Annotated in this window: 19 protein-coding genes and 1 tRNA gene; 12 read left to right on the forward strand and 8 right to left on the reverse strand. The window is 49.0% G+C overall.

Annotated elements, in window-relative coordinates:
• Window position 1 precedes the first annotated feature (1 nt).
• From C7B65_RS28630 to C7B65_RS01335, 3 genes are all read left to right on the forward strand, one after another.
• A complete protein-coding gene (locus tag C7B65_RS28630) occupies window positions 2-1,783 on the forward strand; it encodes an ArnT family glycosyltransferase (RefSeq protein WP_073069102.1) in 1,782 nt (593 codons plus the stop codon).
• Between the two features lie 90 nt (window positions 1,784-1,873).
• Window positions 1,874-2,419: a CAP domain-containing protein gene (locus C7B65_RS01330; protein WP_073069103.1), complete on the forward strand. Its 546-nt coding sequence runs from the start codon at window positions 1,874-1,876 to the stop codon at window positions 2,417-2,419.
• A gap of 81 nt (window positions 2,420-2,500) precedes the next feature.
• A complete protein-coding gene (locus tag C7B65_RS01335) occupies window positions 2,501-3,130 on the forward strand; it encodes a ribonuclease H-like domain-containing protein (protein WP_073069104.1) in 630 nt (209 codons plus the stop codon).
• A gap of 82 nt (window positions 3,131-3,212) precedes the next feature.
• Here the strand turns inward: C7B65_RS01335 and C7B65_RS01340 are convergent, their stop codons facing one another.
• Window positions 3,213-3,755, reverse strand: coding sequence for a response regulator (locus tag C7B65_RS01340; protein WP_073069105.1), 543 nt, complete (start codon window positions 3,753-3,755; stop codon window positions 3,213-3,215).
• 346 nt (window positions 3,756-4,101) lie between these two features.
• Here C7B65_RS01340 and lipA point away from each other — a divergent pair, with 346 nt between their 5' ends.
• Both lipA and psaX read left to right on the forward strand, forming a co-directional pair.
• On the forward strand, window positions 4,102-5,049 hold the full coding sequence (gene lipA / locus C7B65_RS01345; protein ID WP_073069106.1) for a lipoyl synthase: 948 nt from the start codon (window positions 4,102-4,104) through the stop codon (window positions 5,047-5,049).
• Window positions 5,050-5,143: 94 nt separating this feature from the next.
• On the forward strand, window positions 5,144-5,287 hold the full coding sequence (psaX, locus tag C7B65_RS01350; protein ID WP_073069107.1) for a photosystem I protein PsaX: 144 nt from the start codon (window positions 5,144-5,146) through the stop codon (window positions 5,285-5,287).
• A gap of 88 nt (window positions 5,288-5,375) precedes the next feature.
• Here psaX and trpA read toward each other — a convergent pair whose 3' ends face one another.
• The 3 genes from trpA to ndhL form a co-directional block, all read right to left on the reverse strand.
• A complete protein-coding gene (trpA, locus tag C7B65_RS01355) occupies window positions 5,376-6,176 on the reverse strand; it encodes a tryptophan synthase subunit alpha (protein ID WP_073069108.1) in 801 nt (266 codons plus the stop codon).
• A gap of 199 nt (window positions 6,177-6,375) precedes the next feature.
• Window positions 6,376-6,702 carry a DUF3007 family protein gene (locus C7B65_RS01360; RefSeq protein WP_317615776.1) on the reverse strand — a complete coding sequence of 109 codons (327 nt, stop codon included), beginning with the start codon at window positions 6,700-6,702 and terminating at the stop codon, window positions 6,376-6,378.
• A gap of 11 nt (window positions 6,703-6,713) precedes the next feature.
• Entirely contained in the window at window positions 6,714-6,926 is a 213-nt protein-coding gene (gene ndhL / locus C7B65_RS01365) for an NAD(P)H-quinone oxidoreductase subunit L (protein WP_073069109.1), read from the reverse strand.
• 124 nt (window positions 6,927-7,050) lie between these two features.
• On the opposite strand from ndhL, the gene C7B65_RS01370 reads away from it, so the two are divergent.
• Window positions 7,051-7,133: transfer RNA gene (locus tag C7B65_RS01370), tRNA-Leu, on the forward strand.
• Window positions 7,134-7,446: 313 nt separating this feature from the next.
• Window positions 7,447-8,925, forward strand: a complete 1,479-nt coding sequence (locus C7B65_RS01375) for a hypothetical protein (RefSeq protein WP_244913139.1) — start codon at window positions 7,447-7,449, stop codon at window positions 8,923-8,925.
• A gap of 4 nt (window positions 8,926-8,929) precedes the next feature.
• On the opposite strand, the gene C7B65_RS01380 is transcribed toward C7B65_RS01375, so the two are convergent.
• The gene (locus C7B65_RS01380; protein ID WP_073069110.1) at window positions 8,930-9,874 is read right to left on the reverse strand and encodes a lysylphosphatidylglycerol synthase domain-containing protein; all 945 of its coding nucleotides are present in this window, start codon (window positions 9,872-9,874) and stop codon (window positions 8,930-8,932) included.
• A 274-nt stretch (window positions 9,875-10,148) separates the two neighbouring features.
• On the opposite strand from C7B65_RS01380, the gene C7B65_RS01385 reads away from it, so the two are divergent.
• Window positions 10,149-10,760, forward strand: coding sequence for a DUF6658 family protein (locus tag C7B65_RS01385; protein ID WP_073069111.1), 612 nt, complete (start codon window positions 10,149-10,151; stop codon window positions 10,758-10,760).
• A 72-nt stretch (window positions 10,761-10,832) separates the two neighbouring features.
• Here the strand turns inward: C7B65_RS01385 and larC are convergent, their stop codons facing one another.
• Window positions 10,833-12,176 carry a nickel pincer cofactor biosynthesis protein LarC gene (gene larC / locus C7B65_RS01390; protein ID WP_244913140.1) on the reverse strand — a complete coding sequence of 448 codons (1,344 nt, stop codon included), beginning with the start codon at window positions 12,174-12,176 and terminating at the stop codon, window positions 10,833-10,835.
• 51 nt (window positions 12,177-12,227) lie between these two features.
• Here larC and C7B65_RS01395 point away from each other — a divergent pair, with 51 nt between their 5' ends.
• From C7B65_RS01395 to ctpC, 3 genes are all read left to right on the forward strand, one after another.
• Window positions 12,228-12,905: an L-threonylcarbamoyladenylate synthase gene (locus tag C7B65_RS01395; protein ID WP_073069112.1), complete on the forward strand. Its 678-nt coding sequence runs from the start codon at window positions 12,228-12,230 to the stop codon at window positions 12,903-12,905.
• Window positions 12,906-13,239: 334 nt separating this feature from the next.
• The gene (locus C7B65_RS01400) at window positions 13,240-14,478 is read left to right on the forward strand and encodes a hypothetical protein (RefSeq protein WP_073069113.1); all 1,239 of its coding nucleotides are present in this window, start codon (window positions 13,240-13,242) and stop codon (window positions 14,476-14,478) included.
• Window positions 14,479-14,572: 94 nt separating this feature from the next.
• Window positions 14,573-15,838 carry a carboxyl-terminal processing protease CtpC gene (gene ctpC / locus C7B65_RS01405; protein WP_073069114.1) on the forward strand — a complete coding sequence of 422 codons (1,266 nt, stop codon included), beginning with the start codon at window positions 14,573-14,575 and terminating at the stop codon, window positions 15,836-15,838.
• Window positions 15,839-15,844: 6 nt separating this feature from the next.
• Here ctpC and C7B65_RS01410 read toward each other — a convergent pair whose 3' ends face one another.
• Window positions 15,845-16,033 (reverse strand): DDE transposase family protein, encoded by a 189-nt coding sequence (locus C7B65_RS01410; RefSeq protein ID WP_073069115.1) that lies wholly within the window; start codon window positions 16,031-16,033, stop codon window positions 15,845-15,847.
• Window positions 16,034-16,314: 281 nt separating this feature from the next.
• Here C7B65_RS01410 and C7B65_RS01415 point away from each other — a divergent pair, with 281 nt between their 5' ends.
• Window positions 16,315-17,709, forward strand: coding sequence for a type IV pilus twitching motility protein PilT (locus C7B65_RS01415; protein ID WP_073069116.1), 1,395 nt, complete (start codon window positions 16,315-16,317; stop codon window positions 17,707-17,709).
• A 91-nt stretch (window positions 17,710-17,800) separates the two neighbouring features.
• Here C7B65_RS01415 and atpC read toward each other — a convergent pair whose 3' ends face one another.
• Window positions 17,801-18,214 carry an ATP synthase F1 subunit epsilon gene (gene atpC, locus C7B65_RS01420; protein ID WP_073069117.1) on the reverse strand — a complete coding sequence of 138 codons (414 nt, stop codon included), beginning with the start codon at window positions 18,212-18,214 and terminating at the stop codon, window positions 17,801-17,803.
• Window positions 18,215-18,249: the final 35 nt, after the last annotated feature.

Below are 18,249 nucleotides of genomic sequence, written 5' to 3' on the forward strand. Positions count from 1 at the left end.
GATGCAATCAATTCAGAAAAAGTGGAGTCAAGCCCACCAAATTCACCAACTCCAGCGATCGGTCGTTTGGATTCTTGGCATCGGCTTGGCGTTTAGAAGCATGGTTGCTTTCTGGCTGCCGCCTGGGTTTGACGAAGCTTACTACTATATCTATACGCTGCATCCTGCCTGGAGCTATTTTGACCATCCGCCGCTAGTCTCGCTGTCTACGGCGTTTGGGGTTTGGCTCACTGGCAACGTCTCGCCGTTTACGATTCGACTCGGCACACTCTTGCTGTTTACGGCAGCGTTGTATTTTCTATATCGGGCGACGACGCAATTATTTTCTCAACGGGCAGGAATTTTAACGCTGGCGATCGCCTCGATCGCGCCCATTTTTCAGATCGGCTTTGGCATTTTGACGCTACCCGATGCCCCACTCATGGCGTTTTGGTCACTAACGCTTTGGGTTGCTGCCTGTGAATTTTTTCCGCAGGATGATGTACCTTATCGCCCTAGCTATCGAGTCGCGGTGATTGGCTTGCTGGTCGGTTTAGCCTGTCTGAGCAAATATCACGGCGTTCTTTTAGGCGTTGGGCTACTCGGATTTTGTCTCACCAGTGTGTCTCATCGAGCCGCCCTGCGATCGCCCTGGATTCTTCTCAGCGTTGCCCTGTTTACGATCGCAGTTTCCCCCGTGCTGTATTGGAACTGGCAGCACGACTGGGTTTCTTTTCTATTCCAAAGCAATCGCGGCATTCCTGCAAAGCGCTATAACTTCGTGAATGTGATCAACACAGCGCTGATTCACAGTGCCTATCTGTTTCCGACTATCGGATTGCCGCTTTGGTGGGTCAGTCTCGCAGCTGGGATTCGAGCTGGACAATCCACAGTTCGATCGTGGTTTAACGTGAGTTCGATGCACCTTGGCGAACCTCCCCCCAACCCCCAATTCTGGGGGAGACAAATTTCAAAGTCCCCCAGAATTGGGGGATTTAGGGGGCGCGATGGACTGGTAACGAAGTCGTCGAATTCACATTGGTTTAAACCTAGAATCCGCACCGAGTCCGAACTGCGCGATCGTCAATGGCTGGTGGTTTGGGTTTCGGTGCCAGCTTTTCTCGTGTTTACGCTCATCGGTGGCTATCAGCAGATTTTGCCCACCTGGACAATGCCCGGATTTTTTGCTGCGACTCCTCTCCTCGGTCAACAAGCTGCCCTCTGGCAAGAACGGCACCCAAAACTCGTGAAGCGATGGTTAGTGGGATCGGCGATCGCGATCGTGATGCTCCTGCTCACAGCGCTCTCGCACATCACTCTAGGAACGCTCCAAAAACCGAGTCATTATGGAATATTTGGAGGTTTTTTAGCGCCTGAAAATGATGCCTCGATCAGCCTGGTAGATATCGTGCAACTGCGCCAAAATTTTGCCGCTTCTCCTCAGCTTTTAGCGGCTCTTAAAGACGCTGATTTTGTGTTTAGCAATCGCTTTCACATGGCAGGTCATGTGGGTATGGCATTAACACCTTTAGCGCCAATTCCGGTCACTTGTTTTGATAAAAAAGATGTGCGCGGCTTTGCGTTTTGGTCAACGGCTGAACAATGGGTCGGCAAAGATGGGCTATATCTAACCTCGAATAAGTTCCAGACTGAGGGAGATTCTGCGGCAGAATATGCGCCCTACTTTCAACAGTTTGAAAAACTGGGAGAAGTGCCGCTACGACGGGGTGGTGTCATCGTTGACAAATTTCACGTCTATCGCGGCAAAAATTTGCTAAAACCCTATCCTCGTCCTTCACTGTAATGCGATCGTTAAACGAGTGACTAAAATCACAAGATGGGAACCCGTACTCGTAATCTCCGTCTACGAGAAGTGTTGTATAAAAGCTTCACCATGCTAAGACCTCTTTTGTCTGGAGCGACGATCGCAAGTTTAGCGATCGTGGGCAGTCTAGGATCTTCTTTGTCTGCTCGAAGCCACGCAACTTTGACAAAACCGACATCAGCAGCGCCTACAGCTTCGGTCAATTTGATCGCTCAAGCAAATTCGACGACGCAATCCCTTGAGCAAGCTGTCTATCAGAAAATTAATCAATATCGCGCCAGCAAAGGGCTTCCGGCTTTAAAGCTTGCCGCGAGTCTGACTCAGCAGGCTCGGCAACACAGCCAAAATATGTCCACTGGAAAGACCGCTTTTGGTCATCAGGGCTTTGAGCAGCGAGTTAAAGAAATTGCTAAGTCGGTGCCTTATCGCGGAGCTGCCGAAAACGTTGCCTATAACATGGGCTATCAAGACCCCGTTGCTCAAGCGGTGCAGGGCTGGCTCAAAAGCCCCGGACATCTCAAAAACATTCAAGGAAATTATGGGTTAACGGGTATTGGGGTCAGCCGTAATGCTAGGGGAGAGATCTACTTTACGCAGATCTTCATCCGTAAATAGCAGGTCACAGCTAAGTTTTCGCGCTGGGAAGTCGGTAATATGGGATCGGTCTAATCCTTTTTGCTGCTTCCCACCCCCTAAATGGAACCCAAAGATTTTCAGATTTGTGACGGTGATCTCCCCACAGACTGGTTAGAGCGTTATTTGCAAACAGACGCGATCGCAGTTGACACCGAAACGATGGGCTTATTGCCTCAGCGCGATCGTCTGTGTTTGGTGCAGTTGTGCGATGGTGACGATCGGGTTGCCGTCGTGCGAATTGCTCAAAAACAGACCGCAGCGCCCAATCTCAAAAAGCTGCTAGAAGCCGCCGCGATCACCAAGATTTTTCACTTTGCGCGGTTTGACATCACAACCCTGCGTCACTATTTAGGAATTCGCGTCACGCCGCTATTCTGCACCAAAATCGCCAGCAAACTAGCCCGGACTTACAGCCCCAAACACGGTTTAAAAGATCTGATTCAAGAATTAGAAGGGGTGGAGTTAGACAAAAGCGCTGGAAGTTCTGACTGGGGAAACGCCGCAAATCTGTCAGAAGCACAACTTCGATACGCCGCAAATGATGTTCGCTATTTGATTAGCGCTCGTCAAAAATTGATGGCGATGCTAGAGCGAGAAGACCGCTTAGAACTCGCCGAGCAGTGTTTTCAGTGTCTACCCGTGTTTAGCGCTTTGGATCTGATGCAGTATCAGGGCATTTTTGAACACTAAACCTGGTATAGATCTCATCCCACGAAAATTAGAGATTATGGATGTGGGGCTTCCCGTCTGCCCAACTAAAGCAGATTTGAAATTACTTCAGCTTTTGTTTGATAAACGCCATAATCTGCCCCTGTTGCTTCTTCAACGCATCGATCTCAGCCTGCATTTTGGCAATTTTGGCATTGAGTTGTTGAACATCTGCGTTGCCCGTCGTGTCGATCGCAGCAGGAGCAGCAGGGACACCACCAGCCGGACGGCGTTTTGCCTTAGTCATCGCCATTTTAATCGCAGTGATCAAAATCTTCTGATCAAAGGGCTTCTGCACAAACTCAAAATATTCAAACGGCTCTTGCAGCTTTTCAGCGACTTCCTCTTTGCGCCCAGACATCAGCACCAGCGGAATGCTCTGCAACTCTGGCTGAAGCTGAATCTGCTGAAAAACTTCCCAACCACTCATGCGCGGCAACAAGAAATCGAGCATGATCAGGTTGGGGCGCTCTTGCCGAATCAGATTGATGCCCTGAATGCCGTCTTTGGCTTCTAGAACCTCAAAATTGCCCTTCGGCAACATATCACGCACCATGTTGCGGATAACAGCGCTGTCATCAATGACGACGATTTTATGACTTGCCACAACTGAACTCCTCTAGAGTGACGAAAAACGAAGGAAGTGAACGGAGACGAATATCACAAGGGTTTTAGAGGCTTAATCTAAACAGAAGGTAGAGATCCTGAACGTCATAGCTGACCGATTCGAGGAGTGGGAGTCAACCCATTGTGGCTTCGCGTTACGAAGTCAGATGAACTTGAGCGTGACTTACTTGGCTGAACGTCAAAATAACATGCCCTAGTGTACCCTCTATGATTAATAAATTGCGGTGACTCTGATCATCTAAGAAAAGCCGCTTTACAGAACGATTTCTATCGTCGCTTACCTCTTTCTACCCCGAACCTGCACTAGACCCAGTATTCCCACTTCTATGCCGACTGAAACGAATCGAAACTTAAGTTCTGAATCTGAATCGTCGCGATCGCTCAACCGATCGGACATAACAGTAATGCCAGACTGGCTGCGCCGCCCGATCGGGAAAGCTAGCGAGATTTCGACAGTGCAGCGCATTATTAAGCAGCGTCAAATTCACACGATTTGTGAAGAGGGGCGCTGCCCTAACCGAGGAGAGTGCTATGCCCAAGGCACTGCCACGTTTTTACTCATGGGCCCGGTTTGCACTCGCGCTTGCGGCTTTTGCCAAGTGGATAAAGGACACGCCCCAATGCCGTTAGATGCTGAAGAACCGCAAAAGGTTGCCGAATCAGTGCGACTGTTAGGGTTGCGATATGTCGTTCTCACCTCAGTGGCGCGAGATGATTTGCCTGATCAGGGTTCTGGCTGGTTTGCAGCAACGATGAATGAAATTCGTCGAGTTAACCCCTCGACCCAAATTGAGGTGCTGACTCCTGATTTTTGGGGCGGACGCGAAGACAATTTGACTCCTGAAGCGTTGCAGTCTCAGCGAATTGCCACGATCGTAGCTGCCCACCCTGCTTGTTATAACCACAATGTTGAGACGGTGCGCCGTTTACAAGCGCCTGTGCGACGCGGGGCAAAATACGATCGCTCTCTCAAAGTTCTGCAAATCGTCAAGGATTTGAACCCGGCTATTCCCACAAAGTCGGGCTTGATGCTAGGGCACGGCGAAACGGAAGCCGAAGTGATCGAAACGCTGGCTGCTTTAAGAGCGGTGAACTGCGATCGCCTGACGATCGGGCAGTATATGCGTCCATCGCTAGAACATTTGCCTGTTCAGAAATATTGGCACCCCGATGAGTTTGATCACTTGGGGGCGATCGCCCGTGAAATGGGATTTTCTCACGTTCGCTCGGCTCCGTTAGTCCGCAGTTCTTATCATGCTGGGGCCGAAGAATAAGCCTCGTTTACAAACTGCTTAATCGAAATTTACCTTTAGAGGTGCCCTTGTTTTGGTATCCCTTAAGAAGGTCACTAAATCTGGAGAATCGCTTATGGCAACTCAAACAGCAAAAAATCCGACGGGGGCAACCGTTAAAACGAGTAAACCGCCCTACCCGTTCCGTACAGGCTGGGCATTATTGCTTTTGGGCATTAACTTTGTGGTAGCCGCTTACTACTTTGGGATTCTCAAGTAGTCGCTGCTAGCAAATTCCCTTTTATTCACACCTTGAGGATTCTCCCTAGTTTTTTCTCGATCGCTGAGACGAGATTAGGGAGAACCCTTTATTCAGGTGAGATTGCGGCTCTTAGACTTTTGCAAAACTCCTCGATCGACTTCAACCCCTCAGCCGGAGTTCCTTCTGCTAGACGCTTCACAAAAGCACTGCCGACAATCACAGCATCCGCACCCCAATCCATTACTTGGCGGGCGTGTTCGGGCTGAGAAATGCCAAACCCAACTCCGATCGGCTTATCGGTGACGTTTCGCAGTTCCACGACTAAATCTTTGACTCGTGCTTGAATCTGAGTCCTTACGCCTGTTACGCCCGTAGTGCTGACTAAGTAGATAAACCCTTGAGACTGAAGCGCGATCGCGGCAATGCGCTCTTGAGGGCTTGTAGGCGCGACTAGCAGAATCACTTCAATTCCGCGAACCGCCGCAGGCTTTAACAGGCTGTCAGACTCTTCTAGGGGCAAATCAGGGACAACTAGACCCTTAATTCCTGCGTCGGCGATGTCTTGCAAAAATTGATCGATGCCACGGTTAATAATCGGATTGTAGTACATGAAAAGAATCAAGGGCGATCGCAGCGTCGGTGCAACCTCTTTAACCATTTTCAACACGTCGTCTAGTCGAGTTCCTCGTGCGAGTGCCCGTGTTGCGGCAGCTTGAATTACTGGGCCGTCTGCTAACGGATCAGAGTAAGGGACTCCCAATTCGATTAAATCGGCACCAGAGCGATCGAGAACGCGCAATGCTTCAGCCGTCGTCTCTAAATCAGGATCGCCTGCGGTAATGAAGGGAATCAAGGCGCATCGAGCATGATCCCGCAGATGCTCAAAGCATTGGGAAACTGAAGTCATTTCTGTCCTTAACGGTGAAGTAAAAATAAGGGAATGCAAATAATTAGTTTAAGCCGATCGAGGGCAGGGTGTGCAGGCAGGCGATCGCTAATTTGATGCTTAGGGTCGTGAATTAAATAGTGTCTGTTACTTGCAAAGGCACTGGGCACGGCAGTGCCATGCCGCTACAGAACCTTTGGCTTTATTTAATTTACGATCTTTAACCTTTTGCTCGTTGATTTTCCTGCTCAATTTCGGCTTGCAGGGTTGCCAGTTCTTCGGGGGTCAACTCTTCTAGACGCTTTTGCAGAACGGCTTCTTCGTAGTCTCTTAGCTGCTTGTCATAGGTCATATCTTTAGACAGCACCCGCGTTAGGTAGCTAAAAACCCAGACGACCAGGGCACTGATCAAGAACACCTGACTCCAGATCCCGGCGTTCATACTGTCTAGCCCAACGAGTTGCAAAACCAGATAGACCAGTCCGCCAGCCGCAAAAACGCCTAGACTTATTCCGATCGCGTCAATTCGTCGCATCCACCAACCCATTCATGAACAATTCAGGCTTCAATTTCTCGGCGCTTCGGTCTAAAGTTTAGAAACGGCGCAAGCAACAGCATTCCGGGGAAGAAGAGAAACACCAGAAAATACATAAAGGTGCGCTCGATCGAGCTAACCACATACCAGCGTTTTTGCAGATAGAGATATAGCGCAAATGGCATTACCACTAGATAGGCTCCGCCCAGAACTGAATATAAGAGTGCAACTTCCATAGGGTTACAGGAATAATGAGGATCGGACTACCCTACTATCGTACCGTTATTTCAGCCAGGGCAAAAGAGAGTTGCACATCGGGTCAATTAATGATGGAATAGAGGTCTGAGATTAACCGATCGCGGGGGCATGGCGGAATGGTAGACGCAACGGACTTAAAATCCGTTGACTGCAAGGTCGTGAGGGTTCAAGTCCCTCTGCCCCCATTAGTCGAGATTTAGCTCTGAGCGCTCCGAACGAGACAAAGTTTGGGGCGCTTCTTGTAGCAGATCATCGTTTTTGGTACATTAGTATGATTCCTTTGGTAAGAGGATTTCTTGAACCTTCTGAAAAGTGCATTCTACGAAGTCCTTAATCAAAAATTCCGACTAATAGACGATGACGGGTCTTGATCGTCAGGAAGAATCAGATAAAAGTTTGATGAGTTCCGATAAAATTTGTAATTGCATCAGTATCATCTCTTAAGGACTATATTTTCTTTAAAAGCTACCCTGCTTCACCAACTTGGTGTTGATACCCATGAACGGAACGCCCAATCGGGATTTGAGCAAGCTTCAGTCAGAATCCGTTGGAATGCAACCCCTCTCAGATCGTCTTTCTGTCCCATCTTTGGGCACTCTGACTAATGGAACGATCGGAGAAGTTCAGATGAGTGGGCACCCTTCAGAACCGTCTAAGCAGGTTTCTCGCTCAGGGCGAAACCTTCACCAGGCTCAAGAAACGGTTTATCGATTTCTGCTAGACATCGTTAAAACCTGGCCTCCCGAAGAAGTGCTATTGGAGTTTAAGCATCTCTTTCTCTATCACGTTGAGACCACTAGCGCTGGAGCCATTCATGCGGTCTACGAAATTGTCTTTAGCAATAACGAAGAAGAATTTAGAAATACGCTCAAGCGATCGTGCTATATTCTCGTCAACAATTGGGATGCGAGTCGTAACTTTAAGCCCATTCAAGAATTAATCAAAGTCTTTGAAGACAGCAGTCTCGATCGACAAACAATTTCTCCGACGCTGAAGCGATTAAGAGTCTGGATCGACACCTTTAGGAGGGGCAAAGACTATGAAGAGCTAAAGCTTTTTGCGTCGAGATATGACGAGTCTCCCGAAGCACCGTGGTCAAATCGCTACACTTCTTATTTGCTCGTTCCTCAATATATTAATTCGGCAAACCCGATCGAGCAGCGAGAAGCCGCAAGAGCTTTATCAATGCAGCTTAAAGATAAATTTAAGTTTAGGTTAGCGATGTATATTGCTAAATCTCAGTCTGCAACCTCGCCAGAAAGATTGCCCGAAAACCCGACCGTGTTAGGCGATAACGTCTTGCAGTTGATTAAAACGATCGTGGCAAAACGCGGTCAATTTAGCTATGCAAACTTAGCCAATATTTTCATCAATCAGACGCATCAGTTGAGCTATAAAGAGTTTAAACGTGAGCTAAAACGATATTTAATTGTGTCAATCGATGGCAATGAATTGACTGAAACTCTCCAAGCAAGGTTCACCGAAAAACTAGACCCTCTCTATCTAGACTACGACCATGAGACGCTCAATGAAGCGTTGATCTTGAGAACGTGTAATCGCATTATTGAACATCTCACCACCGAAAATCGGCAAGATCCCTCGCCTTTGTTTGTGCTGCTCGTGTCTCAAGGAAGCCCGCTGACTTTAGTGATTGTGCTGCTTAAGTTAATCTTGATTTGTAGAAATGCACGAACTCATTTAGAAGCACAAATCGCTGAACTGATTCGCTATTATAAAAACTTTCCAGAAGATGAGTGTCGGTGGGTCGTTAACTTTTTAGAGATCTTTAATGTCACGTTTGCGATCTATGCCGAAAACGTGCAATACAACTTGATTAAAATGGATAAAACTCAAGAACCGCTCCATATTCCCAAAGCGTTGCAAAATCTGGATGCTTACCGCGTTTTTTCGCAGCTTAAGCGCGAGGTTATGCCCAAACTCTCTGACGAAGTTGAGTTAACCGAAACATTTGAATAATTTTTTAGCGACGATCGTCCAGAGTGACCAATCCGGCTCCTGCAAGTTCAGCCAGAGTATTCACAAACCGATAGAGCGCGACCACACTCAACAGTTCGCCTGTCGAAAAATCCTGTTCTAGCGGGGCACTTCCGCTAGAGAGCAATGCGACCATAACCGCCTCAAAGACTCCAATTCCACCCGGTAGCCCCGGAATCACAAATCCGGTCAGCCAAGCTAACCCAAACGCTGCTATCACGATCGCAAACTGACTAGCAGGAAGAGGCGCGATCGCCAGAAATGTCAGGATAAATCCGAGGCTTCTCAGTCCTAAAAACCCAATCTCACCCAAGAGAGGTTTGATCGGATAGCGCTTCATGGGCAAAGTCATAGGCTGAGATGCACCCACCGCTTTCTGCTTGAGTTTAGCAAGATAACCGATCAGTGGATTGAGAAACCGGGGATGCACGATCGCTAAACCTAAACCCAAACCGACGATCGGGATCAGTTGAGCAAGCCAGCCATAAGCCGATAAGATTTGCTGTACGCCAATTAGAGCCAATAACAAGGCGGCAATCGCCATGAGCAACGGTTCTAGCAAGACGCTGACGATCGCGATTTCTGTCGGAATTCCTCTTTTTGTTGCGGCTGAGATGCGCCCATAAAAATGCCAAATGTTGCCCGGTAAATATTTGGCAATGTTAGTTTGCAGATAGACTTTTATGCTCCAAGCTCCGGGGACAGAGTGGTTAAGCGTTTGCAAAATCCAACTCCAGACCCAGCCCGCAAAAATGTGAGCTAAGAGCGTCATGCCGAGCGCGATCGCGAGACAGGCATATCCAGCGGCATCGATCCGAATCGCGACAACTTCTTGCCAATGATCTTTGAGAGTCTTGATCAAAAAGAACAGCACTAGACCCAAAATGAGCCAACGTAAAGAAGCTTTGAAGCGCGATCGAACTGCTTGCATAAACTGAAATTAGTTTTTTCCTTCAGTTCAATTTAGTTCAATCTGCGGCTCGTAATGGCGCTGAACAGCGAAACGATTGCAATCTCTCTAGAGTTAGAGAAGCTCTAACATCGGTTTAATGATGAATGAGCCTTTCGCTAGAGGCGATCGGAGAGCATAGATTTGTAATGTTGATAGGCGATTTAAATTGATGAGAGTCTAAATCTTATGAGACTTCATCAACCCTTGTAGTAAAGATTTCAAGCCTATCGGTTTGAAGCAAAAAGGAGTATTTATGAATAAACTTGTTTCTGTCATTAAATCAATTCGTTTAGGTCAGGTTTTGACTGCTTTTCTGGCTGGGATTTTATTGTTCGTTAGCACGGCTTGTGCAGGAAACGCCCAAGCGAGAGTGCCCCAGAGCGAAGTGTCTAGAGGTGCAGGCTCTAACCCAGTTGGACAAAACCAACCCTATGAGGGCGGCATGAATAACTTTAGCGACACGGCTCCGGGTCAAGCCGCTAAAGGAACTGCTGGAAAAACTAAAGCGCTTGTCGATCGAGCAGAGCGCGACATCAACACCAAGGGGATTGATAGTGTTGATCAATATGTTGACAATTACCGCTCTGGTGCCCCACTCGGTGAGAGAACGAAAAAGCTGACAGACAACGTAAAAGGAGCAGCTAAGAACACGGCAGATGATGCAAAAGCGATCGGCGATCGAGCCTCTAATGCTAGTGAAAACACACTAAAAGGCGCAAAGAACGCGGCTGGAAATATCAAAGACAATACTGAATATGCTGCGAAGGATGCTGCTCGTAGCGCTAAGGGTGTTGCTAAAGAGGCTGCACAAGCCACTGAAGATGCTGTCAAAAGCACCAATCGCAGGGTTCAACACGCAGACTAATCCACAGCGATCGTACTTGTAGACCACACGATTGTTAAGACGAAAAAAGCTAGGAGATCATCCTGGCTTTTTTCATGACTGCCGAAGATACCAGGTCTGTAGAGCAATTCGATGGATTTCTCGCCAAGCGACATTGTGCTGACGGGCAAGCTGGGCACAGTCTTCATATTCTGGCTGCACGTTGACGATCGTGCCGTCTTTTTGCCGCGCTACTTTGATCTGAACGGTTCCATACTCGGTTTCGACGGGGTGAAATGCCCGATCGAGCCATGATCGCCGCTGAACCGTGTGACGAATTCCCAAAGTGCTAGTCTCTCGAAACAAAACTGTTTCACAGGCAAGCTCTTTTTCGGTTGGGCAAATTACCGTCAGCAAGACCCCCGGACGCGATTTCTTCATGCCGATCGCTTGAGTAAACACATCCACTGCACCGACCGCAAACAATGCATCAAACACATACCCGATCGCCTGTGGGTTCAGGTCATCAATCTGAGTTTCGAGAACCGAAATGGTTTCAGAATTGGCAACCAATTGAGGAACGATCGCATCGGACAAAGAATGGGTGTGATGAACCGAATTCTCGTGGATATCTTTCGCCCCGCCAATCCACAGTCGCAAAATGTTGGGAATTGGCAAATCACGCGATCCGGCACCCAGTCCAATCTTCTGCAACGTCATCGCCGGGGGCGCACCAAACTGAGTTGCTAGAGTGGTGACGATCGCTGCCCCGGTCGGGGTGACTAGCTCTCGATCGATGCCATTGCTATAAATGGGTACGTTTCGCAACTCATAGAGCTTTAGCACGGCTGGCACTGGCACTGGCAACCGACCATGCGCTGCGCGAATCGTTCCCCCTCCCGTCGGCAGTGACGAACAGTAAATGAGATCGAGATCCAGCCAGTCGAGTCCTAAACAGGTGCCCACTACATCGACGATCGCGTCGATCGCTCCGACTTCGTGAAAATGCACCTGTTCTGCCGGAACTCCATGCACCGCCCCCTCTGCGTCTGCCAGTTGCCGAAAGATCTTGAGACTCCAGGCTTCAGCCCGTCGAGGCAACTCTGCCCGTTGGATCATCTGCTCAATTTCGGGCAGGTGCCGCAGTCGCGACCCTGTTTTCTGCTGCTCTTTCGGCTGGTGATGAGCATGATCATGGGCGTGATGATGATGATGTCCTGCATGAGCGTGACCAGTGTGAGAATGAGCATCCAGCAAGTCAACCCAAACCTTCGTCGCCTGCTGCCCGTTTCGATGAACTAGATCTGCCCGCAAGCGATACTCCTCGGCAATGCCCAATCGATCGAGCTTCGCAGTCAGGTAGTCTAAAGGAACGCCTGCACTCACCAGCGCTCCTAAACACATATCCCCTGCAATTCCAGTTGGGCACTCTAGATAAGCAACTTTTTGCATCGCCATAGCAACTCAGATAGTCCCTACACCCTACACCTGATACTTCGTCTTAACTTTATGGCAACCGTTTATAAAATTCATCCTGTCAATCCGCAGCGTCGAGGCGTTGATCAAGTGGTTAGTGCTCTGCGGAGCGGTGCTGTGATGCTCTACCCGACTGACACAGCTTATGCGATCGGCTGCGACCTCAACTCTAAATCAGCCGTGCAGCGAGTTCGACAACTCAAGCAAATGTCTAACGATAAGCCGCTCACCTTCTTGTGTCCGTCGCTGTCTAACATTGCTCAATATGCAGTCGTGAGTGATCAGGCTTATCGGATTATGAAAGGTCTGGTTCCGGGTTCCTACACGTTTTTGCTGCCAGCAACCAAGCTGGTGCCGAAATTGGTGATGCACCCCAAACGCAAAACTACAGGCATTCGCGTCCCCGATCATCGCTTGTGTCAAGCTCTGTTAGAGTCACTCGGAAACCCGATCATTTCCACCTCTGCCCACATTTCCACGAATGATCAACCCGTACCAGCCAAACGCAATTCTGAAAATTTATCGCTAGCGGAACTGTTTGATGCCATGGACGGTCTAGTCGATGTAATTGTAGACACTGGAGAAGAACCTTCTGATCAAGTTTCCACCATCTTAGATTTAACGAGCGACGAACCCACTGTAGTTCGGCGAGGGTTGGGATGGGAAGCGATCGCAGACTTGGCGGTAGTGACCAAAACCTCGGAGGTTTAAGCCACTCTGTCGGTCACAATGCTTGATTCTGGGTTAAAACCACCGAGGTTTGCGTAAGTCCTATTAAGTTTTTGTCTAGCTGCCACTTTGCCGATCGTCCACGGAAACACAGTAGTATATTGTTTGACAGGTTTGGACGATCGCCTATACGGAGGCGCTTAGATTGTAGACCCTGCACCGATTTGCGCTGACTCGATTAGACCTCGTGCCAATTAGAGGTTGCGTCGCTTAAAGTGACCAACTGAAGAACTGACCTACCGATCGCTAAACTTACCGGAAGACCGGGAAGCATCGTGTAGCCACTGGTGTGCATTACCAAAGTCTGAGTTCCGCTATGAACACCAAATCCGCAAAGTCGCTCCCGCATGAAGCAACCTTTCCTGCCGCGATCGAGTCCGATTCTCCATTAGACGCATCAAAGATTGAGTCCAAAGTTGAAGAACTCTCTCCCGAAACTCAAAAATTAGCCCGTCTTTTAGCCACTGAGCTAGAAGCAGACCTTCAGATCACGGGTCAAGCGATTCAAGCCATCACCGATCGCATCGCGACCGAAGTTGAGCGCATTTGTCTTAAAAGCGATCGCATTCAGACTTCGGGCGAAATCAGCTCTTGGCGGCTGACGCTGGCGCGTTATCGGCTGCAAAAGTGTGTCACTTACTATCGTCTCAATTCGCAGCAAGGTCGCGTCGAGCTACACAGCATTCTCAGCACGATGGTCTATCGCCCGATCGCGCCTGCTCACCTACAACTGAGCTTTCAAGCCCGCTACAGCCTGATCGAAGACTTTCTGCAAGGCTTTTACACTGAGTCACTCAGAGCCTTCCGACGAGAAAATAAACTAGCAGAAACCTATCAGCCCCGCACCCGGCTGCAACTGGCTGAATATATGGCATTTACTGAACAGTATGCCAAGCGAAGAATTACCCTTCCTAGTCAACACAATCAGCAGTTAGTGATTTTGCGCGCTCAACGGTTTGCGAATCGCCAACCCCACGAAATCGCGGTTGATATTGAAACGGCAATGGAATCGGCAAAAGGAGACGAAGCCGAAGCTTATGGGCGATCGCCGATTCTAAAAATGATTCGAGAGCAAATGGTCGCTGACAAAGTTGACCCCTCAGAATCGGCGTTGCGCGATCGCGTAGTGGGTGAGCTAATTCAATATCTCGAATCACAAGGACAGACCGATTGCGTCAATTATTTAACCCTAAAACTTCAAGACCTGTCCGTTCCTGAAATCGACGATATTTTATCCATGTCTCCGCGTCAGCGCGATTATCTTCAGCAACGATTTAAATACCATGTTGAAAAGTTTGCCATCTCCCAAAGCTGGAAGCTTGTCCACGAGTGGTTAGGGGCCGATCTCGACCAAAATCTAGGACTTCCTCCTCAAGAATGGGACGCATTTTTAGCTCAACTTACGCCTGATCAAACCCAGCTTCTCAACCTGAAGCGAACCGCCACGAGTGACCACGAGATCACTCAAACCCTGAAGTGGACTGCAAAACAACTGCAAAAGCGGTGGGCAGCCCTCCTAGAAACTGCGCGTCAGGTGCGAAATCAGGCAAAGTAGAAGTCCAGAAACTCTGGCATTCAACCCGGACAGCACTTCTCAGCCTGTGTTAAATTGATCATAATCTTGCAGTTCTTTCTTGCGGCTTAGTGGTATGGCGATCACGAAAAGAGCGATTGTTCTCGGCGCAACAGCCGCCGCAGTCACGGCGGTAACCATTACAGGGTTTGGAATCCAGCGATCGAAGGTTCAGGCATTTTTTCGTGAAAATCCGAAAGAAGTAGTCGATGAAGTCTGGAACATCATCGATCGCAGCTTTGTCGATGGCACCTTTCATCAAGTCGATTGGAAAGCCGTTCGCACTCAATATCTCAATCGCGATTACGCCAGCAAAAAAGAAGCTTACGACGCAATTCGCGAGATGCTCAAAAAATTGGGTGACCCCTACACCCGGTTTATGGATCCAGAAGAGTTTAAGAACATGCAGATTGACACCTCTGGAGAATTGACAGGGGTAGGCATTCAGCTTGCAGCAGACGAGAAGACCAAGAAGCTGACGGTGATTTCGCCAATAGAAGGTAGCCCGGCTGCGACTGCGGGAATTATCGCCAAAGACATCATTACCAAAATTGACAACACAAGCACCGATGGGATGGATGTTAACAAAGCGGTGACGCTAATTCGGGGGCCGGTTGGCTCTCAGGTGCAGCTAACCGTGATGCGTAACAATCAGGAGTTTAAATATCAGCTTAATCGCGCCAAAATTGAGATTCATCCGGTTCGCTATAGTGGCAAAAAGACCCCAGATGGCAATATTGGCTACATTCGTCTGGTGCAGTTTAGCGCCAATGCTGCGCCCGAAATGCGGGAAGCCATCCAAAATTTAGAGAAGCAGCAAGTAACCGGGTATGTCTTAGATCTGCGATCGAACCCAGGTGGCTTACTATATTCCAGTGTAGACATTGCCCGGATGTGGATTCAAGAAGGCGGAATTGTCTCAACGGTTGATCGTCAGGGTGAATCCGATCGCGAAGACGCTAATCGTCGTGCCCTGACCGATAAACCTCTAGTCGTTCTGGTCGATGGCGGATCGGCGAGTGCCAGCGAAATTCTTTCAGGCGCTTTGCAAGACAACAATCGCGGCACGATCGTCGGCACCAAAACTTTTGGCAAAGGGCTAGTGCAATCAGTGCGCGGGCTAGGAGATGGCTCAGGGTTAGCGGTGACGATCGCCAAATATCTAACTCCTAAGGGTCGCGATATTAACAAGCATGGAATTGACCCCGATGTCGTCATCGAGTTGAGTGACCAACAGCGTCAGGCGCTCGGACGAGATCGCGACAAGATTGGCACGTCCGAAGATCCTCAGTTTGCCAAAGCGTTACAAGTGTTAAATCAGCAAATCTCTGCTAAAAAATAATTATAGTTAGACGGGCTTGCACTTGCCTGCGCGAATTAAGCCGACTCGACGAGCGATCGCGACTCCTTGTGACTCAAAAGGTCCCCACTGTTCGCGTTGAGTCGATGTCTCCCCAATCACCACCTCATCGGCTGGCACAACTTTGCACGAGCCATCTTCTTGTCTGACCACATACCAAGCGTTTGGATTGCTCATTGATTAACGATCTAAACAATTGTTGACAAATCTCTGAGGACGGCGAGTTTGATACTTGCCTTTAAGTTTTGGGAAACCTTTTGTTGAGGGGTCTAGCTTTTTAGCAAAACTGTAAAAATTCCCTGAACCGCTCTATAACATCAAGCCCCCTCTAATTCTAGTTGCGTCCTGCCCCCAGTGAAGCTTCTAAATGTCTTCGTAACACTCACTCAGGTGATTACATCCGCTTCGACCAAGACCCCAAAGATGATATTTAGGGCTTTTTTATACCCACATAGGATATGACACCAGAACCCCAGCGTCCGTCTATTACGCCTCCCCCCGCGCCTCGTGTCCCACCTGCGCCGCCCCCACTTATGCGGGTTTCTGCTTACAACACTACGATCGAGGCGGCTGACCTCACGATCGCAAAGATAGGGAACGCATCGATGGAAACAATGGTGATGCCTGCTACACCGATGACGACAAACCATTCTTCTCCTACCGCCGTCAGCTCATTTCCGCGCACCTCTGGAACGCCTGCCGGGGCGGTGCCTTCAACCTCTGCAATGGGAGGGCATCGCCCAGCGTCGCCACCAAACCTTCCTAGCACTGCCCGCAATGCCAATAGTTCGGGTTCTCCCACGTTAGAGCAGCTAGTTCGCAATGCTTATGACAAGGGGTTTTCAGACGTTCATATTGGAGTTGGCGAGGTGCCACGCTATCGAAATCGAGGGGAGATTGATACGACCGACTGGCCGGTGACCGATCGCGAAACCTTCTTCGGCTGGTTGAGAGAAGTCTTAACGGATGCAGAGATTCAAAAGTTTGAAGAAACTCTAGACTTTGATGGCGCGACTCAATACGAGTTTGCACGGGTTCGGATCAACATTTTCGACTCGCTGCACGGCCCTGCGATGGTCATGCGTCTGATTCCGCTAACCATTTTGACGATGGAGCAATTAAACCTGCCTCCCGTCCTGAGAGATATTTGTCACTATCACAAGGGTTTAGTGCTGGTGACGGGGCCGACAGGTTCGGGTAAGTCCACGACGATGGCGGCAATGATTGACTACATCAATAAGGAGATGCCTAAGCACATCATCACGATTGAAGACCCGATCGAGTTCGTTCACAAAAGCCGAAAAGCCTTGATCAAGCACCGAGAAGTGGGAATCCACACTCACAAGTTTGACAGCGCTCTCAAAGCGGCTCTGCGGGAAGACCCGGATCTAATTTTGGTGGGTGAAATGCGCGATAAAGAAACCGTCAACACCGCCCTGAAAGCTGCCCAAACTGGACACTTAGTGATGGGAACGCTGCACACCAATAGCGCTGTCAAAACGATCGAGCGAATTCTCAGCCTATACAATCCCAGTGAGCAAGAACCGATGCGGGTTTCTCTCGCAGAATCTCTAATTAGTGTCATCGCTCAGGGTTTGTGCCGCACTACCGATGGCAAACGTGCCGCCTTCCACGACATTTTGATCAATACCGATGCGATTAGAGACTACATTCGCAAAGGTGAGATCGATGAGATTGAAGCCATCATTCCCAAATGTACGTTTGACGGCATGTGTACCATGAATCAGTCTCTCTACAAACTCTATGAAGAAGGACGGATTACAGAAGAAGTGGCGCTGGAGATGTCGCCTAAGATTAATGAAATGGCACAGATGCTGAGGGGTCGGGTGTAACGATCGCTCGCATCCTTAAACTCCAAACGATTCTAAAAAAGGGGAGGACATTATCAGTCCTCCCCTTTTTCTGTAGACAAATTAAAAGCGATTAGACTCCACCACCTGCCGCTTGAAGACGAGCACGAGCGCGCTTTAAGGCTTGGGTTGCTTGAATTTGTTCTTGTTTGTTTGTACTTTGCTGAAGTTGGCTGTAGCGAGATTCAGCTTCGGTGTAGGCAGCACGGGCTGCATCACGATCGATGCTGTCACCCCGTTCAGCCCCGTTGACTAGAATAGTCACTTCGTTGTTTTCGACTTCAGCGAAGCCACCCATGAGCGCGATCGGCACCCAAGTTTTATCGGCTGAACGAACGCGCATCACGCCCGTTTCTAGAGCCGTAAGCAAAGGCGCGTGACCGCTCAAAATACCCAGTTGTCCTGTCGTGCTAGGGAGAATCACTTCCTCAGCGCTAGAATCCCAGACGGTTTTGTCTGGTGCAATCACACGAACGGTTAAAACCATAATTTTCTCCAAAATAAAAGCAGTCGATAGGGGTG

The sequence above is a fragment of the Phormidesmis priestleyi ULC007 genome, from assembly GCF_003003695.1.
In the GTDB taxonomy this organism is placed as follows: Bacteria; Cyanobacteriota; Cyanobacteriia; order Leptolyngbyales; family Leptolyngbyaceae; genus Phormidesmis_A; species Phormidesmis_A priestleyi_A.